This is a genomic window from Flavicella sediminum (assembly GCF_006381105.1).
Classification (GTDB): Bacteria; Bacteroidota; Bacteroidia; order Flavobacteriales; family Flavobacteriaceae; genus Flavicella; species Flavicella sediminum.
Genome location: NZ_VDET01000002.1, coordinates 268,153 through 284,804, shown reverse-complemented (window position 1 = coordinate 284,804; position 16,652 = coordinate 268,153). Strand labels below are relative to the sequence as shown.

10 protein-coding genes are annotated in these 16,652 nt (G+C 33.7%); all 10 read left to right on the top strand.

Annotated elements, in window-relative coordinates; translation table 11 throughout:
- The first annotated feature begins 4 nt into the window (after positions 1-4).
- The 10 genes from FGM02_RS02105 to FGM02_RS02060 all read left to right on the top strand — a co-directional run bounded on the left by FGM02_RS02105 (position 5) and on the right by FGM02_RS02060 (position 16,635).
- Complete coding sequence (locus tag FGM02_RS02105; RefSeq protein ID WP_139956466.1) at positions 5-1,594, top strand: sulfatase; 1,590 nt, start codon at positions 5-7, stop codon at positions 1,592-1,594.
- 8 nt (positions 1,595-1,602) lie between these two features.
- On the top strand, positions 1,603-3,057 hold the full coding sequence (locus FGM02_RS02100; RefSeq protein ID WP_139956464.1) for a sulfatase family protein: 1,455 nt from the start codon (positions 1,603-1,605) through the stop codon (positions 3,055-3,057).
- A 36-nt stretch (positions 3,058-3,093) separates the two neighbouring features.
- Positions 3,094-5,652 (top strand): glycoside hydrolase family 2 protein, encoded by a 2,559-nt coding sequence (locus tag FGM02_RS02095; protein WP_139956462.1) that lies wholly within the window; start codon positions 3,094-3,096, stop codon positions 5,650-5,652.
- Positions 5,653-5,666: 14 nt separating this feature from the next.
- Positions 5,667-6,707, top strand: coding sequence for a family 43 glycosylhydrolase (locus FGM02_RS02090; protein WP_139956460.1), 1,041 nt, complete (start codon positions 5,667-5,669; stop codon positions 6,705-6,707).
- 91 nt (positions 6,708-6,798) lie between these two features.
- Complete coding sequence (locus FGM02_RS02085; RefSeq protein WP_139956458.1) at positions 6,799-7,830, top strand: family 43 glycosylhydrolase; 1,032 nt, start codon at positions 6,799-6,801, stop codon at positions 7,828-7,830.
- A 246-nt stretch (positions 7,831-8,076) separates the two neighbouring features.
- Complete coding sequence (locus tag FGM02_RS02080) at positions 8,077-9,516, top strand: GH39 family glycosyl hydrolase (protein ID WP_139956456.1); 1,440 nt, start codon at positions 8,077-8,079, stop codon at positions 9,514-9,516.
- 251 nt (positions 9,517-9,767) lie between these two features.
- On the top strand, positions 9,768-11,426 hold the full coding sequence (locus FGM02_RS02075; protein WP_139956454.1) for an arylsulfatase: 1,659 nt from the start codon (positions 9,768-9,770) through the stop codon (positions 11,424-11,426).
- A gap of 7 nt (positions 11,427-11,433) precedes the next feature.
- On the top strand, positions 11,434-12,831 hold the full coding sequence (locus FGM02_RS02070) for a sulfatase-like hydrolase/transferase (RefSeq protein WP_139956452.1): 1,398 nt from the start codon (positions 11,434-11,436) through the stop codon (positions 12,829-12,831).
- Positions 12,832-12,836: 5 nt separating this feature from the next.
- Positions 12,837-15,398 (top strand): hypothetical protein, encoded by a 2,562-nt coding sequence (locus FGM02_RS02065; RefSeq protein ID WP_139956450.1) that lies wholly within the window; start codon positions 12,837-12,839, stop codon positions 15,396-15,398.
- A 184-nt stretch (positions 15,399-15,582) separates the two neighbouring features.
- Positions 15,583-16,635 (top strand): glycoside hydrolase family protein, encoded by a 1,053-nt coding sequence (locus FGM02_RS02060; RefSeq protein ID WP_139956448.1) that lies wholly within the window; start codon positions 15,583-15,585, stop codon positions 16,633-16,635.
- Positions 16,636-16,652: the final 17 nt, after the last annotated feature.

The window sequence follows — 16,652 nt, the reverse complement described above, 5'->3', positions numbered from 1 at the left end:
CATTATGAAAAAAATATTTTATTCAGTAGTTGTTGTACTTCTTTGTATGTCTTGTAAAAACAAGAAAGAGGAAACTGTTGTGAGCAAACCCAATGTATTATTTATACTAGTAGACGATTTGGGCTATGCCGATTTAAGTGTTATGGGGAGTGCATATTATGAAACTCCAAACATTGACAAAATAGCAAATTCAGGAACTGTTTTTACAAATGGTTATGCAGCCTGTACCGTATGTAGCCCTTCTAGAGCAAGTTTAATGACAGGTCAAAATCCTGCCAGACACGGAATTACACAATTTGAAGGGAAAAGAAATAGTGGGCAAGCATGGAAAGAGCGTAAACGTTATACCAAGTTGTTGCCACCAGAATTCAGACATCATTTAGATTCTAGTTCGGTTACCTTAGCAGAAGCTTTTAAAGAAAATGGATACACTACTTTTTTTGCAGGTAAATGGCACTTAGGTGGTAAAGAACAAAAATCATTGCCAACAGATCATGGCTTTGATGTTAATATTGGTGGAAACCATGCAGGAGGTCCAAGTGGAGGTTATTTTTCACCATTTAATAATCCAAATTTACCAAACATACCCGAAGAAAAAGGGATGAATTTGTCGATGAAATTGGCAAGTGAAACCAGTAAGTTTATTACAAAAAATAAGGATAACCAATTTCTTGCCTACCTTTCTTTTTATGCCGTTCATAGCGGAATACAAACAACAAAGGAAAAATGGACAAAGTATAGAAACAAAGCTGAAAAAATGGGAATCCATGAAAACGGCTTTGAAATGGAACGTGTTTTACCAGCAAGAAAATACCAAGACAATCCTGTTTACGCAGGTTTGGTAGAGCAGGTAGATGATGCCATAGGAACCGTCATGAAAACATTAAAAGATTTAAACTTAGATAAAAATACCATTGTTGTTTTTACTTCGGATAATGGGGGGGTAACTTCTGGTGATAATTTTTCTACCAATCAATTAAGTTTAAGAGGAGGAAAAGGATACCAATGGGAAGGAGGAATTAGAATTCCTTATTTTATTCACGTTCCTTGGGCAAAACAAGCAAGTGCAAGCGTGGATGTTCCTGTATCTGGGGTAGATTTATATCCAACATTATTAGATTTGTCAGGTTTGCCATTAAAACCAGAGGCGCATAAAGATGGTGTTAGTTTAAAGCCTCTTTTATTAGGAGGGAATATTGAAGAAAGACCTTTGTATTGGCATTATCCTCATTATGGAAATCAAGGAGGAGAACCAAGTTCTATAATTAGAAAAGGAAAATGGAAATTGATTTATTATTGGGAAGATTTACATGCTGAATTGTATGATTTAGATAGCGATATAGGAGAACGTAATGATCTTTCAGCCAGCAATCCAGAAGTTGCAAGTCAAATGAAAACACAGCTTTTAGATTGGTTAAAATCTATGAATACACATTATGCTGAAGTGGATTCAGAATGGGATGAAAAGGCTCGTGCAAAATGGTTAGAAAGACAAAGAACTAAAACATTGCCAGGACAAGAAAGACAACGTAAAAGAATGTTAGATCCTAATTGGAAACCAAATAAAGACTGGTGGGGTAGTGAAGTAAATTAAAATATAAAATGGTGCATTCAAAGGGAAAAGAGCATAAATGTTATCAAAGGGTTTTAAGTTTATTAACTTATTTTATAGGGATTGTTTTTTTCTATAGTTCTTATGCTCAAGAGCGCTCAAAGACTCCCAATTTTATAATCATTTTTACAGATGACCAAGGGTATAGTGATCTAGGATGTTTTGGTTCTCCTGATATTAAAACACCAAATATTGATAAAATGGCTGTTGAAGGTATGAGGTTTACAAGCTTCTATGCACAAACAGTTTGTGGGCCTTCACGTGCAGCATTAATGACTGGGTCTTATCCTTTAAGAAATGCACGCAATGACAATGGAGAATCGCCACATCCAAAATTATCCTTAAGCGAAATAACGATTGCAGAAGTATTAAAACCTATAGGGTATCGTACAGGAATGATTGGTAAATGGGATTTGGCAGGGCATCATCACGCAAAATTTAATCCAGATTTACTTCCGTTTTATCAAGGATTTGATTTTTCATTCTTTACACCAACAAGCAACGATGCTAAGGTTCATTTGCTTAGAAATAAGGAAGTTGTTCAGTTGAATGCAGATATGTCGACCTTAACAGAACGTTATACCGATGAAGCTCTTGGTTTTATAGAACGCAATACTGAAAAACCCTTTTTTTTGTATCTGGCGCATACCATGCCACATACCTTGCTTGCTGTTTCAGAGAGGTTTAAAGGGAAATCTCAAGGTGGTTTTTACGGAGATGTTATTGAAGAAATTGATGATAATGTAGGACGTGTTTTAAAAAAACTAAAAGAAACAGGATTGGATGAAAATACCTATGTAATTTTTACAAGTGATAACGGTCCGTGGTGGATTAGAGGAGAGCATGCAGGACATTCTGTTCCTTTGAGAGGTGCTAAAACTTCTGCTTGGGAAGGTGGCTTGCGAGTGCCTTTTATTATTAGGGCGCCTGGAAAAGTTCCTGCGGGTACAACTTCCGACTTGGTAACGGCGACTATTGATTTGTTACCCACAATCGCAAAAATAGCCGGTGCAGAAAAACCAACAGACAGAGTGCTTGATGGTCTTGATCTATCAGAAATTTTCCATGGTACATCAAAAGAGTTAGAACGTCCGTATTTTTATTACCAACACAAAGAGTTGCGAGCCGTAAGAATGGGGAAATGGAAGTTGCATTTACCGCATAATCTAGATTCAAAGTCGATAGCTTTTAAAAAATGGCCTATTCATATTGCGCCAAAAGACAGAGTCCTTTTTTCTAAAATGATGCTTTATAATTTAGACGATGATATTGGAGAAACTCATGATATTTCTGATCAATATCCAGAAATTGTAGAAAAATTGAGTATGCAATTAGCATGGGCAAAAATGGATATTGGAGATGCTAGCAACCGAGGGGTAAATACACGTCCATTGGGTAATGAACCTTATTTTACACCAAACAATTTGATAAAAGCAAAAAAATAAACCTTAGACGTGCTGTGTCTCAACAAAAAAATAAAAATGAAAAATAATTTAATGATTTTTAGAATCCATATCCTTAAATGGTTCTTATGTTTTATTGTTATCAACTTTAGTTATGCACAAAGCAATCAAAAACTATCATTAAACGGAAAATGGGATTTTAAAACAGATCCTTATGCACAAGGAGAATCTTTCAAATGGTTTGCAAAAGATTTGAACACGGCTTCTTGGGATACCATGACGGTTCCTGGAAATTGGGATTTGGTAAATGAGTATGCCGAATATGTGGGAGATGCTTGGTATACAAGAACTTTTACTGTTGATGAATATTTAGATAAAGAAGCAGTTCGTTTAGTTTTTCAATCTGTTTATAACGATGCTAAAGTTTGGGTAAATGGGCATTTAGTTGGTGAAAATGATTTAGGCTTTTTACCTTTTCATTTTGATATTACGCAGTATCTAAAACCTGGCACCGAAAACAGATTAACCTTATTGGTTAATAACGTTTTTAAAACTGGAGCTATGTGGAATTGGGGAGGAATTAGAAGACCTGTTTGGTTAGAAATAACGCCAAAAACGCGTATTGAATTTCAACATATAGATGCTGTTCCTAACTTGAAAAAAGGCAATGCCGCGTTAAACGTTAAAATAGTAAGTAGTAATAATACTAAGGTAGCAAAAAAGGTGCTATTTAATATCGAAATAAAACATAAAGGAAAGGTTGTCGCAAAAGGGAAAGTAAAAACGACAATTTCTGCGAACACAGATAGACATATTGTAAACTGGTCATATACCTTACCAAAATCTAAAGTAAATTTATGGCATTTTGACTTTCCTAATTTATACGAATCTACGGTTACCTTATCAGAAAATAAAGAAATTTTACATACAAATTCTGATCGGTTTGGTATTCGAAAATTAGAAATAGACGGTTTAAAATTATTATTAAATGGAGAAAGTATTCGTCCAGTTGGATTTAATGTAGTGCCTGAAGATCGATTTACAGGAAATACATTGCCTTTAGAACGTATAAAAGAAGATGTAGATTTAATGAAAAGTTTGGGTGCAAATATGGCACGATTAAGTCATGTGAATTTACCAAAAGAATACATCGATTATTTAGATGAAAAAGGAATTTTAATTTTTGAAGAAGTAGGGCTTTGGGGGAAAGATGTTTTAGTAGATCCAGCACACCCAAAACCAAAAGAATGGTTGCAACGAATCATCGAAAATAATTATAATCACCCAGCAATTGTAGGGTGGAGTGTAGGTAATGAATTGGGTATGGCCTCTAAAAACCCAAAAGTAAATGCGTACGTAAAAGGGGCTATAGAAATGGCAGAGAAATTAGACCCAAATAGAATTGCAGTTTGTGTGTCTAATTCGGCAAATAATTCAGCAAAGGAAGCGACCATGTATGCCGATTTAGCCATGCTAAATGGATATCAGAATTGGGGTAAAAAAGTGGATGGTACTTGGAAAAATCATAAGAAACCCATTTTTATGTCTGAGTTTGGTAAAGAACTAAATTCTGAAGATCCGAGTTTTGGTGATATTCCTGCCGAAAAAATGATGAATGAGCTACGAAATAAAGAATATGTTTTAGGTGCTTCTTTATGGGCTTTTAACGATTACAGAAGTACATATCATGGCAAAGATGGATGGAAAACACCTCCTTCACAAAATAGAGCCTGGGGAATTGTTACTTCTTTTAGAGATAAGAAAAAGGGTTTTTATAGTATTCAAAAAGAATTTAGCCCTATAAGAAATTTGACTGTATCTAATTTAAATACAGTAGAAGGAAAGGCAAAAGTGACTATTCAGCCAAGAACAAAACTAGACATTCCTGCAAATGTATTGAGAGATTATAAAGTACAGTACACGCTATTTAATTCTGATTTTAAGGCTGTTGAAACAAATGCACAAGTGGTTAAAACCATATTCCCTGGAGATAACGCATTTGATATTTTCTTAAAATGGAATGCTAAAGAGAATTTAAGTATGCTAGAAGTTAGTTTCTTAGATCCACAAGGTTATAAAGTTCATACAGACCTTATTAAGTTTCAGGTTCCGAAACAGCCTGTTATTACATTTGCCAATACAGCAAACAGTGGTATTCGTGTTTTTTATGATAAAAATAAAGATGCAGAGGCGTTTTATATTCGATATGAAAAAGACGGTTTGTTTTTCAATACAAAAAAAACAACTAATAATTTTATTGATATTGAGGATAAAAAAATAAAACAAGGTCATGTTTGGAATTATCAACTGATAGCAGTCAACAATAAAGGAGAGAGTATTCCTTCTAAAACAAAAGAACTTACCAAAGATGAAGATGAATTACCGCCAATTATTTGGAATACAAAACATACTGAGAATGGTGTTTTTATAGCTTTTACGGTCTCTCCAGACGATTATTTGTATGAAGTAGTTTATGGCACGAGTTCTAATACTTATGATAGAAAATTAACAACCAAAGTACAAGGTGTTTTGAATATTCCTAATATTAAAAAAGGCACTCCAATTTATTTTAAAATGAGAGTTATCAAACAATGGGGATTTGCTAGTGAGTGGACGCAAGAGATTAAAAGTGAATAAAAACTTGAAGTAGTATGAATTTAATTAAATCAATTTTAGGTAGTTTCTTGTTGATGATGTTTGGTGGTCAATCTTTAATCGCACAGCAAAATCAAACAGAAATAAAACCTGCACAACAATGGTTAGATACCAACGGAAAAAATATCAATGCTCATGGAGGTGGCGTTATTTTTCACGAAGGTGTTTACTATTGGTACGGAGAGCATAAATTAGAAGGAAAATCAGAAGCTCAATTTGCCGATGGAGGCATCCATTGTTATTCTTCTACAGACTTAACAAACTGGAAAGATGAAGGGCTTGTTTTAAGTGTAGATTATAAAGATGAAAAACACGATCTTGCTTATGGATGTATTTTAGAAAGACCTAAAGTGGTTTACAGCGCTAAAAACAAAGAGTTTGTGGCGTACTTTAAATTGTATTTAAAAGGTGTTGGCTATGATAGTAATTATGTTGGTGTAGCGGTTGCTAATAAACCATCAGGTCCATTTGTTTATCATCATAAGTTTCGAGGAGGTGGATCGCCTAAAGGTTCTGGAGATTTTTCTATGTTTAAAGATGATGACAATATGTTGTATCATTTAGCAGTGCGTAAACCAGACAAGGCATTTGTAATCGGGAAAATGGATGCTGATTACTATTTCCCAGAAGGAGATTATCAAGTTTGTAAAGGTGTAAAACTACATACAGAGGCACCTGCAATTATCAAAAGAAACGGAATATATCACATGTTAGGGTCGGGCTCAAAAGGTTGGAATCCTAATCCTGCTCGTTATCATACTACCAAAAATATTTTAGGAACATGGACTTTTCATGGAAATCCTTGTTATGGATTTAATCCTTTAGATGGTCTAGGTATAGAAAAAACGTTTGGAGGACAAGCATCGTATATAATTCCTGTTCACGGAAAGAAAGATGCTTACATCGCGATGTTTGATATTTGGAAACCCAAGAAACCAATCACAGGAAGGTATATTTGGTTGCCTATTGATTTTCCTGAAGGAAATATGGCTGTATCATGGTTAAATCGTTGGAAAGTAGCTGTTTTTGATAAATGATTAAATGGATTTTAAATATCCAAATAATGATACTATAAGTTAACAATGCACACAGATAATCTATTAATTAGAATTGAAAAAAAAGAATCCTATGAAATTTAAAGTATTGGTCATGTTTTTGGTCAGTGTATCCATGATGCAAATTGCTGCTCAAAACAAAAATAATCAAAAAATAGTATCAGGTAAGTTATGGTTTGATAGCAAAGGAGAAAGGATAAATGCCCATGGAGGTTGTGTTATATTTCATGATGGAATTTATTACTGGTATGGAGAACATAAAGAAAAAGGACGCTCTGAAAAAGAGCATGCCGATGCAGGTGTTCATTGTTACGCTTCTAAAAACTTAGTAGATTGGCACGATCAAGGTATGGTATTGAGCTTAACTAAAAAAGATAGTTTAAGCGATTTAGCTTTTGATGCCAACCAAGACCGTCCTAAGGTAGTGTATAATAAAAAAACGAAAAAATTTGTTTTGTTTTTTAAACTCTATATCCGAAAACATGGTTCTAAAACCGCTTTTGTAGGAGTTGCAGTTTCTCAAAGTCCATCAGGTCCTTTTAATTATAGTCATAAATTTCTAGGAGGGAACTCGCCTAATGGAACAGGTGATTTTGCAATGTTTCACGATACAAATGATGAATTATACCATATAACTGTTAGAAAACCAGATAAAAAGTTAGTAATAGGTAAAATGAGAGACGATTACTTATTACCAGAAGGAGTGTACCAATTAGCTAAAGGTATTACCAAGCATACTGAAGCTCCTGCCGTATTTAAAAAAGAGGGTATCTATTATATGTTAGCATCAGGAAGTACTGGTTGGTCAGCAAACCCTGCAAGGTGCTTTACAAGTACATCTCTTTATGGGCCTTGGGAGTATAAAGGAAATCCATGTTTAGGCACAAATCCCAATAATAATTTAGGTCCAGAAAAAACGTTTGGAGGCCAGTCTACTTTTATCATACCGTTTCAAGGAAAAAAGGATGCCTTTATTGCTTTTTTCGACATTAATAAACCAAAGCATCCTTATGATAATTTATATATATGGTTACCAATTGATTTTACAAATAACAAAATGACTATTAATTGGATTGATTCGTGGGATTTAGATTATTTTAAATAATGAATTTTACTATATCATAGCATTTTAAAGTACTTTTTAGATGTAGTAGGTTTGGGTTATTTTGTCTGTTTTTTATAAAAGATAGACAAAATCACCCATTTTTATTGTCAAAATGACCCCATTTGATGTGTAAGGAAGAAGTAGTTTTATGTTTTTAAAAACTTTTTGAATTAGCACCCCTAAAAATGAATGTTTTTTTAGATAAAATAATTTAGGAAAGGATAAAAATAGAAACACATAAAAAGAATGAAAAAGGCACTGCAAATTTTTATTTTATTCGCATTTCTAGGATTAAATGCACAAGTACAAGATACCGTATCTGTTAATTTTAAGAAGACAATTAAGAAAAATATAAACAAAGGTATTGCATCAGCAAACTTATGTTGGTTAACAGATTCTGATTTAAAACAACCCAATAATACGCAGTCTATGGTAGATGCCATCAAAGAAATGGGATCTGGGTCTTTGCGTTTTCCTTACGGACATTTGGCCGATAATTATTTATGGCATACGCCACCTTTTAATGATACTGCACAAGGTTTAAGACCAAAAGTAGCAACGATGTTACAAGCTCCAGGAATATGGGATTGGGCTGTAAATAAGGATGGTAGTTTTAAAGCTGCCATGGATTTTGATGAGTATATGCAACTGTGTAAAAAGTTAAATATTAAACCATTGGTTGTTGTAAATGTTTTTTCTTTTAAATACAAAGGTGGTCCTACTTTTAAACAACTTGTAGAAAGTGCTGTAGCCTGGGTAAAATATGCAAAGAAGAAAAATTACCATGTAGAATATTGGCAAATTGGTAACGAAGTAGATCATCATCCAGATGTTTTAACTAGAGATGAATATGTAGCCTGTTATCAGGAAATTGCATCCGCAATGAAAGCGGTAGATGCTAGTATTAAAATTGGTCCTGGAACTCTTAGTAGTGTAGGTTATTTTAATCAGGTGGTTGCAAAATATCCTAAATTGATCGATTTTGCTTCTGCGCATCAATATATGTGGAGTTATAAAGATTCGCTTACTAGTTATACTATTTGGAAAGAGCATGCAGATCATTATATTCCTAATATTTTAAAAATGCAGAAAGCGGTGGCTAATTCGGTAAAACCTAATATGGAAATTGTAATTACCGAAACGGGTGTAACCCCAGATAAAGGAATGGGTTCTGTAAATAATATGCATAAGGCTTTATGGTATTTTGATGTTTTGATGAATCAAGTTAGTCTACCAAATGTGGCGTATTCTTATTTTTGGGGAACACATTCTCCATGGGGAGGCAATAAAGACAATGATAAAAATGATTTAGGTGTGCTTTTTAGAGTTGATGATAATTCTCGTAAACCCATTGCAGAGGTAATTAAGCTTGTAAATGAACATGTTCTAGACAATATGGTAGCAACCACACAATTTTCTGGCTACATTAGAACCTTTGCGAGTAGCAGTAATAATGGAGATAAGCTTGCTGTTTTTTTAATGAATAAAAATGATGAAGCTCAAAAAGTAGTCTTAAAGTTGAGTGCTTTACCAGGTGATATAAAGGCGTTAAATCGATTGGAATATAAAGGGGAATCGGCAGAAAGTAAAACCATAAAAATTATTACATCAGAGTCGGTTTCTATCAATGATAATTATATAGAATTAACACTTGCTCCATTGTCCATAACGGTTTTAGAAAATTAGGGAAAGAGTTTGTATAGATATTACTAAAAACAACATAGGTTTCGTCAAAATTTTTTGCTTGAGAAAATAACAATTTTTAAGTGATTTAGACTGTATGAAATAACCAAAATGAATCCTTATTTGAAACAAAAGGATTCAATGCAAAATAAATTTGTTTTTTAATTTAGTGGCAGGATGTAAAAACAATTTATGGTCATTGATATTAAAAAAAATCTGCTCATAATCAATTTAAAAATCAATAAAATTATATTTTGAAAAAACGACTCATTAGAAGTATCAATTATCTAAGTTTTTCATTTCTTTTATGTATGATTTCTTGCAATACAGTGAAGCAAGAACGTAAAGTTAAAGAAGAAAAACCAAATATCATTTTAATCATGGCCGATGATATGGGCTTTTCAGATCTTGGTTTTATGGGCTCAGGGATAGAAACCCCAAATATTGATCAATTAGCCTCTGGCGGAATGGTTTTTAATCAATTTTATAATGCAGGAAGATGTTGCCCAACTAGGGCTTCTTTATTAACCGGTTTATATGCGCATAATGCAGGTTTAGGTTGGATGACTGCGTCAGATTTTGGTCTGCCAGGATATCGAGGGACCATCAGTAAAAATAGTGTAACACTTGCTCAGACGTTAAAAACAGCAGGCTATAAAAATTACATGACAGGAAAATGGCATGTAACTTATAATAAAAATATGGAGCCAGGTCTAGATAATTCTAATTGGCCTATTCAAAGAGGGTTTGATGAATATTACGGAGTTCTTTCTGGCGGTGGAGGGTATTATTTACCAACAACTTTAACTAAAAATAATGAAAGACTGACGCCTTCAAAAGATTTTTACTTAACGGAGGCAATTAATAATTCTACAATAGAAATGTTAGAAGATCATTTTGAAACAAAAAAGGATACTCCTTTCTTTTTTTATGTAGCACATTATGCACCACACAGACCTTTGTATGCCTTAGAAGATGATATTAAAAAATACAAAGGAAAATTTAGTAAAGGATGGGATTATTTTAGAGAGCAGCGTTTTAAAAAAATGACCGAAAGTGGTTTGTCTAATAATTGGGCATTGAGTCAACGACCAGAAGATATTCCGGCATGGAACAGCTTATCAGAAAAGGAAAAAGCCATGTGGGAAATGCGAATGGAAGTTTACGCTGCACAAATAGACCGAATGGATCAAGGAATTGGGCGCATTATAAAATTACTAAAAGAGAAAAATGAATTAGACAATACCATTATCGTTTTCTTATCTGATAATGGTGGAAATAAAGAATCGCAAGGAAAGAATTTTGATGTGGAAAGTATGGCAACTCTTGGTGACAAAAATTTTAACCAAAGTTATAGAAAAAATTGGGCTAATATGAGCAATACTCCTTTCCGCTTGTATAAAAGTTCTAACCATGAAGGCGGAATCAGTACGCCATTAATAGTGCACTGGCCTAAGAAAATTAAACAAGGTTCTATTACAAATCAGCAAGGACATGTCATCGATTTTATGCCAACTTTAATGGAGCTTGCAGGAGCGAGTTATCCAAAATCTCTTAATGGAAATAATATAAAACCATATCAAGGTAAAAGTTTAGTTCCTGCTTTTAAAGGTTCCGTTTCTAAAAGTGGTCCTTTATTTTTTGAGCACGAAGCAGACAGAGCAGTTATTGACGGCGAGTGGAAATTGGTTTCTACAAAATCGTTAAAAGCTCCTTATGAAGGGAAATGGGAATTGTATAATTTATCTGTAGATAGAGCAGAAGAAAATAACTTAATAGATAAACATCCTAAAATTGCTTTAGAACTCGAACAAAAATGGAATGTTTGGGCAAAAGAGAACAATGTTTTACCACTAGATGCTAGAGGTTGGGGCGTAAAAATAAAAAGTGATATCCATACTTCAAAAAAATAAAAAACGAATGAAAATTAAATTATTATATATCAGCATAACGCTATTTGTAGCACAAGCAATGGTTTATTCTCAGAACACTGCTCAAAAGCCAAATTTTGTCATCATACTAGCGGATGATTTAGGTTATGGGGACGTAGGGTTTACTGGAAGTACACAAATAAAAACGCCTAATATTGATGCTTTGGCAAAAACTGGAGTTCAATTCAATCAAGGCTATGTTTCTGCGCCCGTTTGTGGACCTTCAAGAGCGGGTTTAATGACCGGGAGAAACCAAGTGAATTTTGGTTTTGATAACAATCCTATTGTAAATTTACCTCAGTTTGATGAAAACTATGTTGGTGTTCCTTTAAGTGAAAAAACAATGGCAGATCGATTGGCTTCTTTAGGATATACCAATGGGTTGATTGGTAAATGGCATTTGGGAGAAGCAGATCATTTTCATCCTACCAAAAGAGGATTTCATGAATTTTGGGGCTACCGAGGTGGTGGACACAACTATTTTGCCTACAAATCTGATGGAAGTACCTATAAAAACAAGATTGAAAGTAATTACAAAACACCACAAGAGATTACCTATTTAACAGATGACAAAGGAGATGAATGCGTTAATTTTATAAAACGACATAAAAAAGATCCGTTCTTTTTATATGCCTCTTTTAATGCTCCTCATGCTCCTATGCAAGCAACAAAAGCTGATTTAGAATTGTATTCAAATATTAAAAACAAAAAAAGACGTACATATGCTGCCATGGTACATCGCTTAGATGTAAATGTTGGAAGAATTATAAAAGAATTAAAAAAACAAAAAGTATATAAAAACACTATTATTGTATTTTTAAGCGATAATGGTGGACCATGTGACCATAATAGTTCTATAAACGCACCGCTTAATGGTCAAAAAGGAATTTTGTTAGAAGGTGGAATTCGAGTTCCTTTTATTGTTTCATATCCTAAATTACTAAAAAAAGGAATTTATAATCACCCCATTACCTCTTTAGATTTAACCCCCACCTTTGTAACCTTAGCAGGCGGTACAACAAATGCAAAAGACAAATTAGATGGTGTAGACATTATGCCTTATTTATTAAATCAGAAAGAAGGAAAACCACATAAAACCATGATGTGGAGATTTACCATAAGTGGAGGAATTAGAAAGGGAGATTGGAAATTAATCAGATTGCCAGATCGTTTACCCATGTTATTTAATTTAGATAAAGATCCATCTGAACAAAACAATGTTGCTAACAAACATTGGGATTTGGTTGCATCAATGCTTAAAGAATTAGGCGATTGGGATGTTTCTACTCCACAAATTTTATACCTAGAAGGGGCTCGTTACAGAAGAGAACAAGTGGATTTGTATGATAGTAACTATCAACTCACTCAACCTCTTAAAACAAACTAACACAAATGAAAACCAGTTTACTAAAAACCAGCTTACTATCACTAATCCTATCGTGTTTAAGCTGTAAACCTTCTCAAGAAAAAAATATTAATATACAAACAACTATAGTAAAAACTACTAAAGGGGAAATAACTTCCGTTTCTGGAACAAGAAACATAAGCGGTATTTATCCACATTTAACAACGTATGCACACGCAAAAGAAAACGGAACCTATAATTTTGGGAATGAATGTGGAATTGGAGCCTTAGCTGTTTGGAATGAAAAGTTGTATATGATTAATTATGCAGCACATGAACCTAAAGGAAGCGAACACAAACTGTATATTATTGATAAAAACAAGAACCTAAAAGTGTTTCAAGGAAGTATTGGCGGTACACCTGCTGCTAGAATGATTCATCAAGAATCCAATCAATTATTGATTGGTCCTTATGTTATTAATAGTTCTGGGCAAGTAAGAGTAATTCCTATTAAAGACATGAAAGGTCGTTTAACAGCTATTGCAAGACATTTAAAAGACCCTGAAAACAAAGTATACTATTACGATATGGAAGGAATGCTATATGAGGTAAATGTACATACCTTAAAAGTAAAAAAATTGTATCACAATCCTTTACCTGGTTGGCACGGTAAAGGTGCTTATACCAGTCAAAACAAACTAATACTAGCCAATAACGGAGAGCACAAACACGAAAGTAATAAAGACTGGAAAGTAGTTCTAGAAAACCAAAACAACAAAGAGGACAATGGAATTCTAGCGGAGTTTAATGGTGAAAATTTTAAAGTGATAGAAAGAAGACAGTTTACAGATGTTACCACTAAAAACGGAATTAACGCAGTGCCAAACGACCAATCTCCCTTATGGGCAATGGGTTGGGATAAAAAATCGGTAAGATTAAAGGTGTTAGAAAATGGTGAATGGAAAACCTTTTTATTACCAAAAGCAACCTATAACAATGATCCTTCTCACGGCTGGTTTACAGAATGGCCAAGAATTAGAGAAATTGGTGATGGTAAAATGATGATGGACATGCATGGTATGTTTTACGATTTTCCTTCAACATTCTCTCATTCAAATTCAGCAGGAATTAAACCAATAGGTTCACATTTAAGATATATTCCTGATTTTTTAAGTTGGAATAATAAAGTTGTTTTAGCTACTGATGAAACAAGTATACAAGGAAATCCTTATGCAGGTCAGCCACAATCTAATCTTTGGATTGGCGAACGTGAAGAACTTGGTAATTGGGGACCTAAATCTGCTTATGGTGCTATTTGGATCAATGATGAAGTAGTAGCTCTAAAACCATCACTTCCTTTTTTAACAGCAGGGTTTGACAATAGAATTCTACATCTAAACAATCTTAAAAAAACACCCGTTAACATTACTATTCAGGTTGATGAAACAGGAACCGGAAGCTGGAAAGAATTGCAAACAATAGCATTAGGAAAAGAAGGGTATCAATATTATATTTTTAAAGAAGATGTAAAAGCAGAATGGGTACGATTGGTTGCTAATAAAACTAGTAGATTAACGGCTGCTTTTCATTTTACAGGTCATAAACTTAAAAATAGTACGGATGGAAAAGAGTTGTTTAAAAGTCTTGCAGACATAGATGAAAACAGCAAAGTATCTCACACAAAATTGTATAGTAATAAAATCAATTATAATTTAAGTGTGTATGCAGGAGGCATAGAAAATAACAATTTTAAAAACACCAACTCTTATGAGTTTTTAAAGTATGATTTTAAATTTGTAAAAGGGATAAAAGATAGTACAGCTACAAGTGCCTTAAAAAATAAAAAAGTTGGAGAAGAGGTTGATTTTTTTAATAAAAAATCAGCAGCTACATCAGCAGCAAAAGAAAATGATAAAGAGATTTGGTCAGAAGATGAGGCATCTGTTATTTTACATGCTGAAAATTATCAAGTAAGATTACCAAAAGGGCATGCTAAGTATTCAAATCAATTTTCGGCAAAAACATCTCGTGTAACTAGAGAAGTTGAATCAGAAAGAGAGTTGGCTAATATTTCGGGTACATTTTATGAATTACCGCTTTATAAAGTAGGTAAAGAACCTTTGTATAAAATGATGCGTCCTGTTGCAACACATAACAAACAAATTACAGAATTTAATACTTGGAATGGTTTATTGGTTTTAAGTGGCGTTAAATTAGATGCAGAAGCATCAGAACATGTGTATAAATCTGATGATGGTAACGTTGCACTTTGGTTTGGTGGTATTGATGATTTATGGAGTTTTGGAAAACCTGTTGGAGAAGGTGGGCCTTGGAAAAATACCCAAGTAAAAGCAAACCAATTATCAGATATGTATTTGATGACAGGTTATGACCAAAAATCAGTTGTTTTAGAATCGGATGTGGATACACAATTTGAGCTATTTATCCATATAAATCATTATTCAGACCAACCTGTTTTGTTTAAAATATTCGATATAAAAGCAGGACAAAAACTAAGCTATAAATTTCCACAAGAATTTAGTGCACACTGGGTACAAGTAAAATCGAGTAATAATTGTAAAGCAACCGCTTGGTTTGTATATAAATAAAAAGAAACCTTGTAGAATATACAAAACAGACCCTATTTCTAGTCAAAATTACCCCGCATCACATTTAAAGAATAAGTAGTTTTAGGGTTTAAAACAAATTTCAACTCCTGCAAGGTTTCCTATTGAAATCGGCTAGGTGATGCCAACGTAAATATACAAATAAGAACAATCAAAAATAAATAAGATGAAATTACAACAAATTACATTGATCTTAGTCTTAATGCTATTTATAAGCTGTAGCAAACAAGCTCAAAAAATGAAGGTTACATATGTGGGCAATGCGGCATCAAATGAAGGGATGCATGTTTGGGGATCTTCTCCTGTGCAAGACAAAGATGGAAAAACACATTTATTTGCTGCACAATGGTCTACAAAAACACAACCTAAAAACTTTAGTGGATGGTTTAAAGATTGTGAAATTGGTCAATATGTAAGTGATAGTCCAGAAGGACCTTTTACATATGTAGGTGTGGTTGTGCCAGACAAAGATGGTTTGTTTAATTCGCCACACAACCCAACTATTAGCAATATTGACGGACAGTATCAGCTTTGTTTTATTGTGAATGAAAACAACGATTTAAAAACACAACGTATTGTAATGTATGTTGCCGATGATTTAAACGGTCCTTGGAAGCCTGCAAAAGGAGGAGAAGCCGATGGTACTATTTTACGTCAAACAAAAAATCCTGAGGTGTGGAATTATACCGCAAGACTAGGAGTTTCTAATCCGTCATTGATAAAATACAAAGGCAAATATCTTTTATATCACAAATCGGTGGTAAGAAAAGAACCTAAAGGATATGTGTATTCTTATGGAGTTATTGTTGCAGATAATGTAGAAGGACCTTATGTGCATAACCCAACAAGAGTAACCGAAGAAAAAATGCCATTAGAAGACGCTTATGCTTTTACCATGAAAGATTCGGTATATATGATGAGTAGAGATTTTAGAGGGGCTCTAGGAAATAGAGGTGGAGGTCTGTTATGGAAATCTGGAGATGGTTATTCTTTTCCGGCAGAAAAAACAGTGCGTGCTTATGAAGATTTACAACATTATGTGGGCGAAGAATACTTAAAAGACGCTGTTTCTTACAGAGGAAAAAAAGACGGACATCTAGAGCGTGCTCAAATTCTTTTTATTGATGATAAACCTGCCTATTTATATTTAGCTACAGGTGTACAAGTAAAACCAGGTTATGGTAGTAGCTCTCATGTGTTTAAGATAAGTTTTGAATAAAAATAACAAGAAAACAC

Coding starts and splice junctions, on each gene's coding strand:
- FGM02_RS02105 (WP_139956466.1), top strand. CDS start 5: ATGAAAAAAATATTTTATTCAGTAGTTGTTGTACTTCTTTGTATGTCT.
- FGM02_RS02100 (WP_139956464.1), top strand. CDS start 1,603: ATGGTGCATTCAAAGGGAAAAGAGCATAAATGTTATCAAAGGGTTTTA.
- FGM02_RS02095 (WP_139956462.1), top strand. CDS start 3,094: ATGAAAAATAATTTAATGATTTTTAGAATCCATATCCTTAAATGGTTC.
- FGM02_RS02090 (WP_139956460.1), top strand. CDS start 5,667: ATGAATTTAATTAAATCAATTTTAGGTAGTTTCTTGTTGATGATGTTT.
- FGM02_RS02085 (WP_139956458.1), top strand. CDS start 6,799: ATGAAATTTAAAGTATTGGTCATGTTTTTGGTCAGTGTATCCATGATG.
- FGM02_RS02080 (WP_139956456.1), top strand. CDS start 8,077: ATGAAAAAGGCACTGCAAATTTTTATTTTATTCGCATTTCTAGGATTA.
- FGM02_RS02070 (WP_139956452.1), top strand. CDS start 11,434: ATGAAAATTAAATTATTATATATCAGCATAACGCTATTTGTAGCACAA.
- FGM02_RS02065 (WP_139956450.1), top strand. CDS start 12,837: ATGAAAACCAGTTTACTAAAAACCAGCTTACTATCACTAATCCTATCG.
- FGM02_RS02060 (WP_139956448.1), top strand. CDS start 15,583: ATGAAATTACAACAAATTACATTGATCTTAGTCTTAATGCTATTTATA.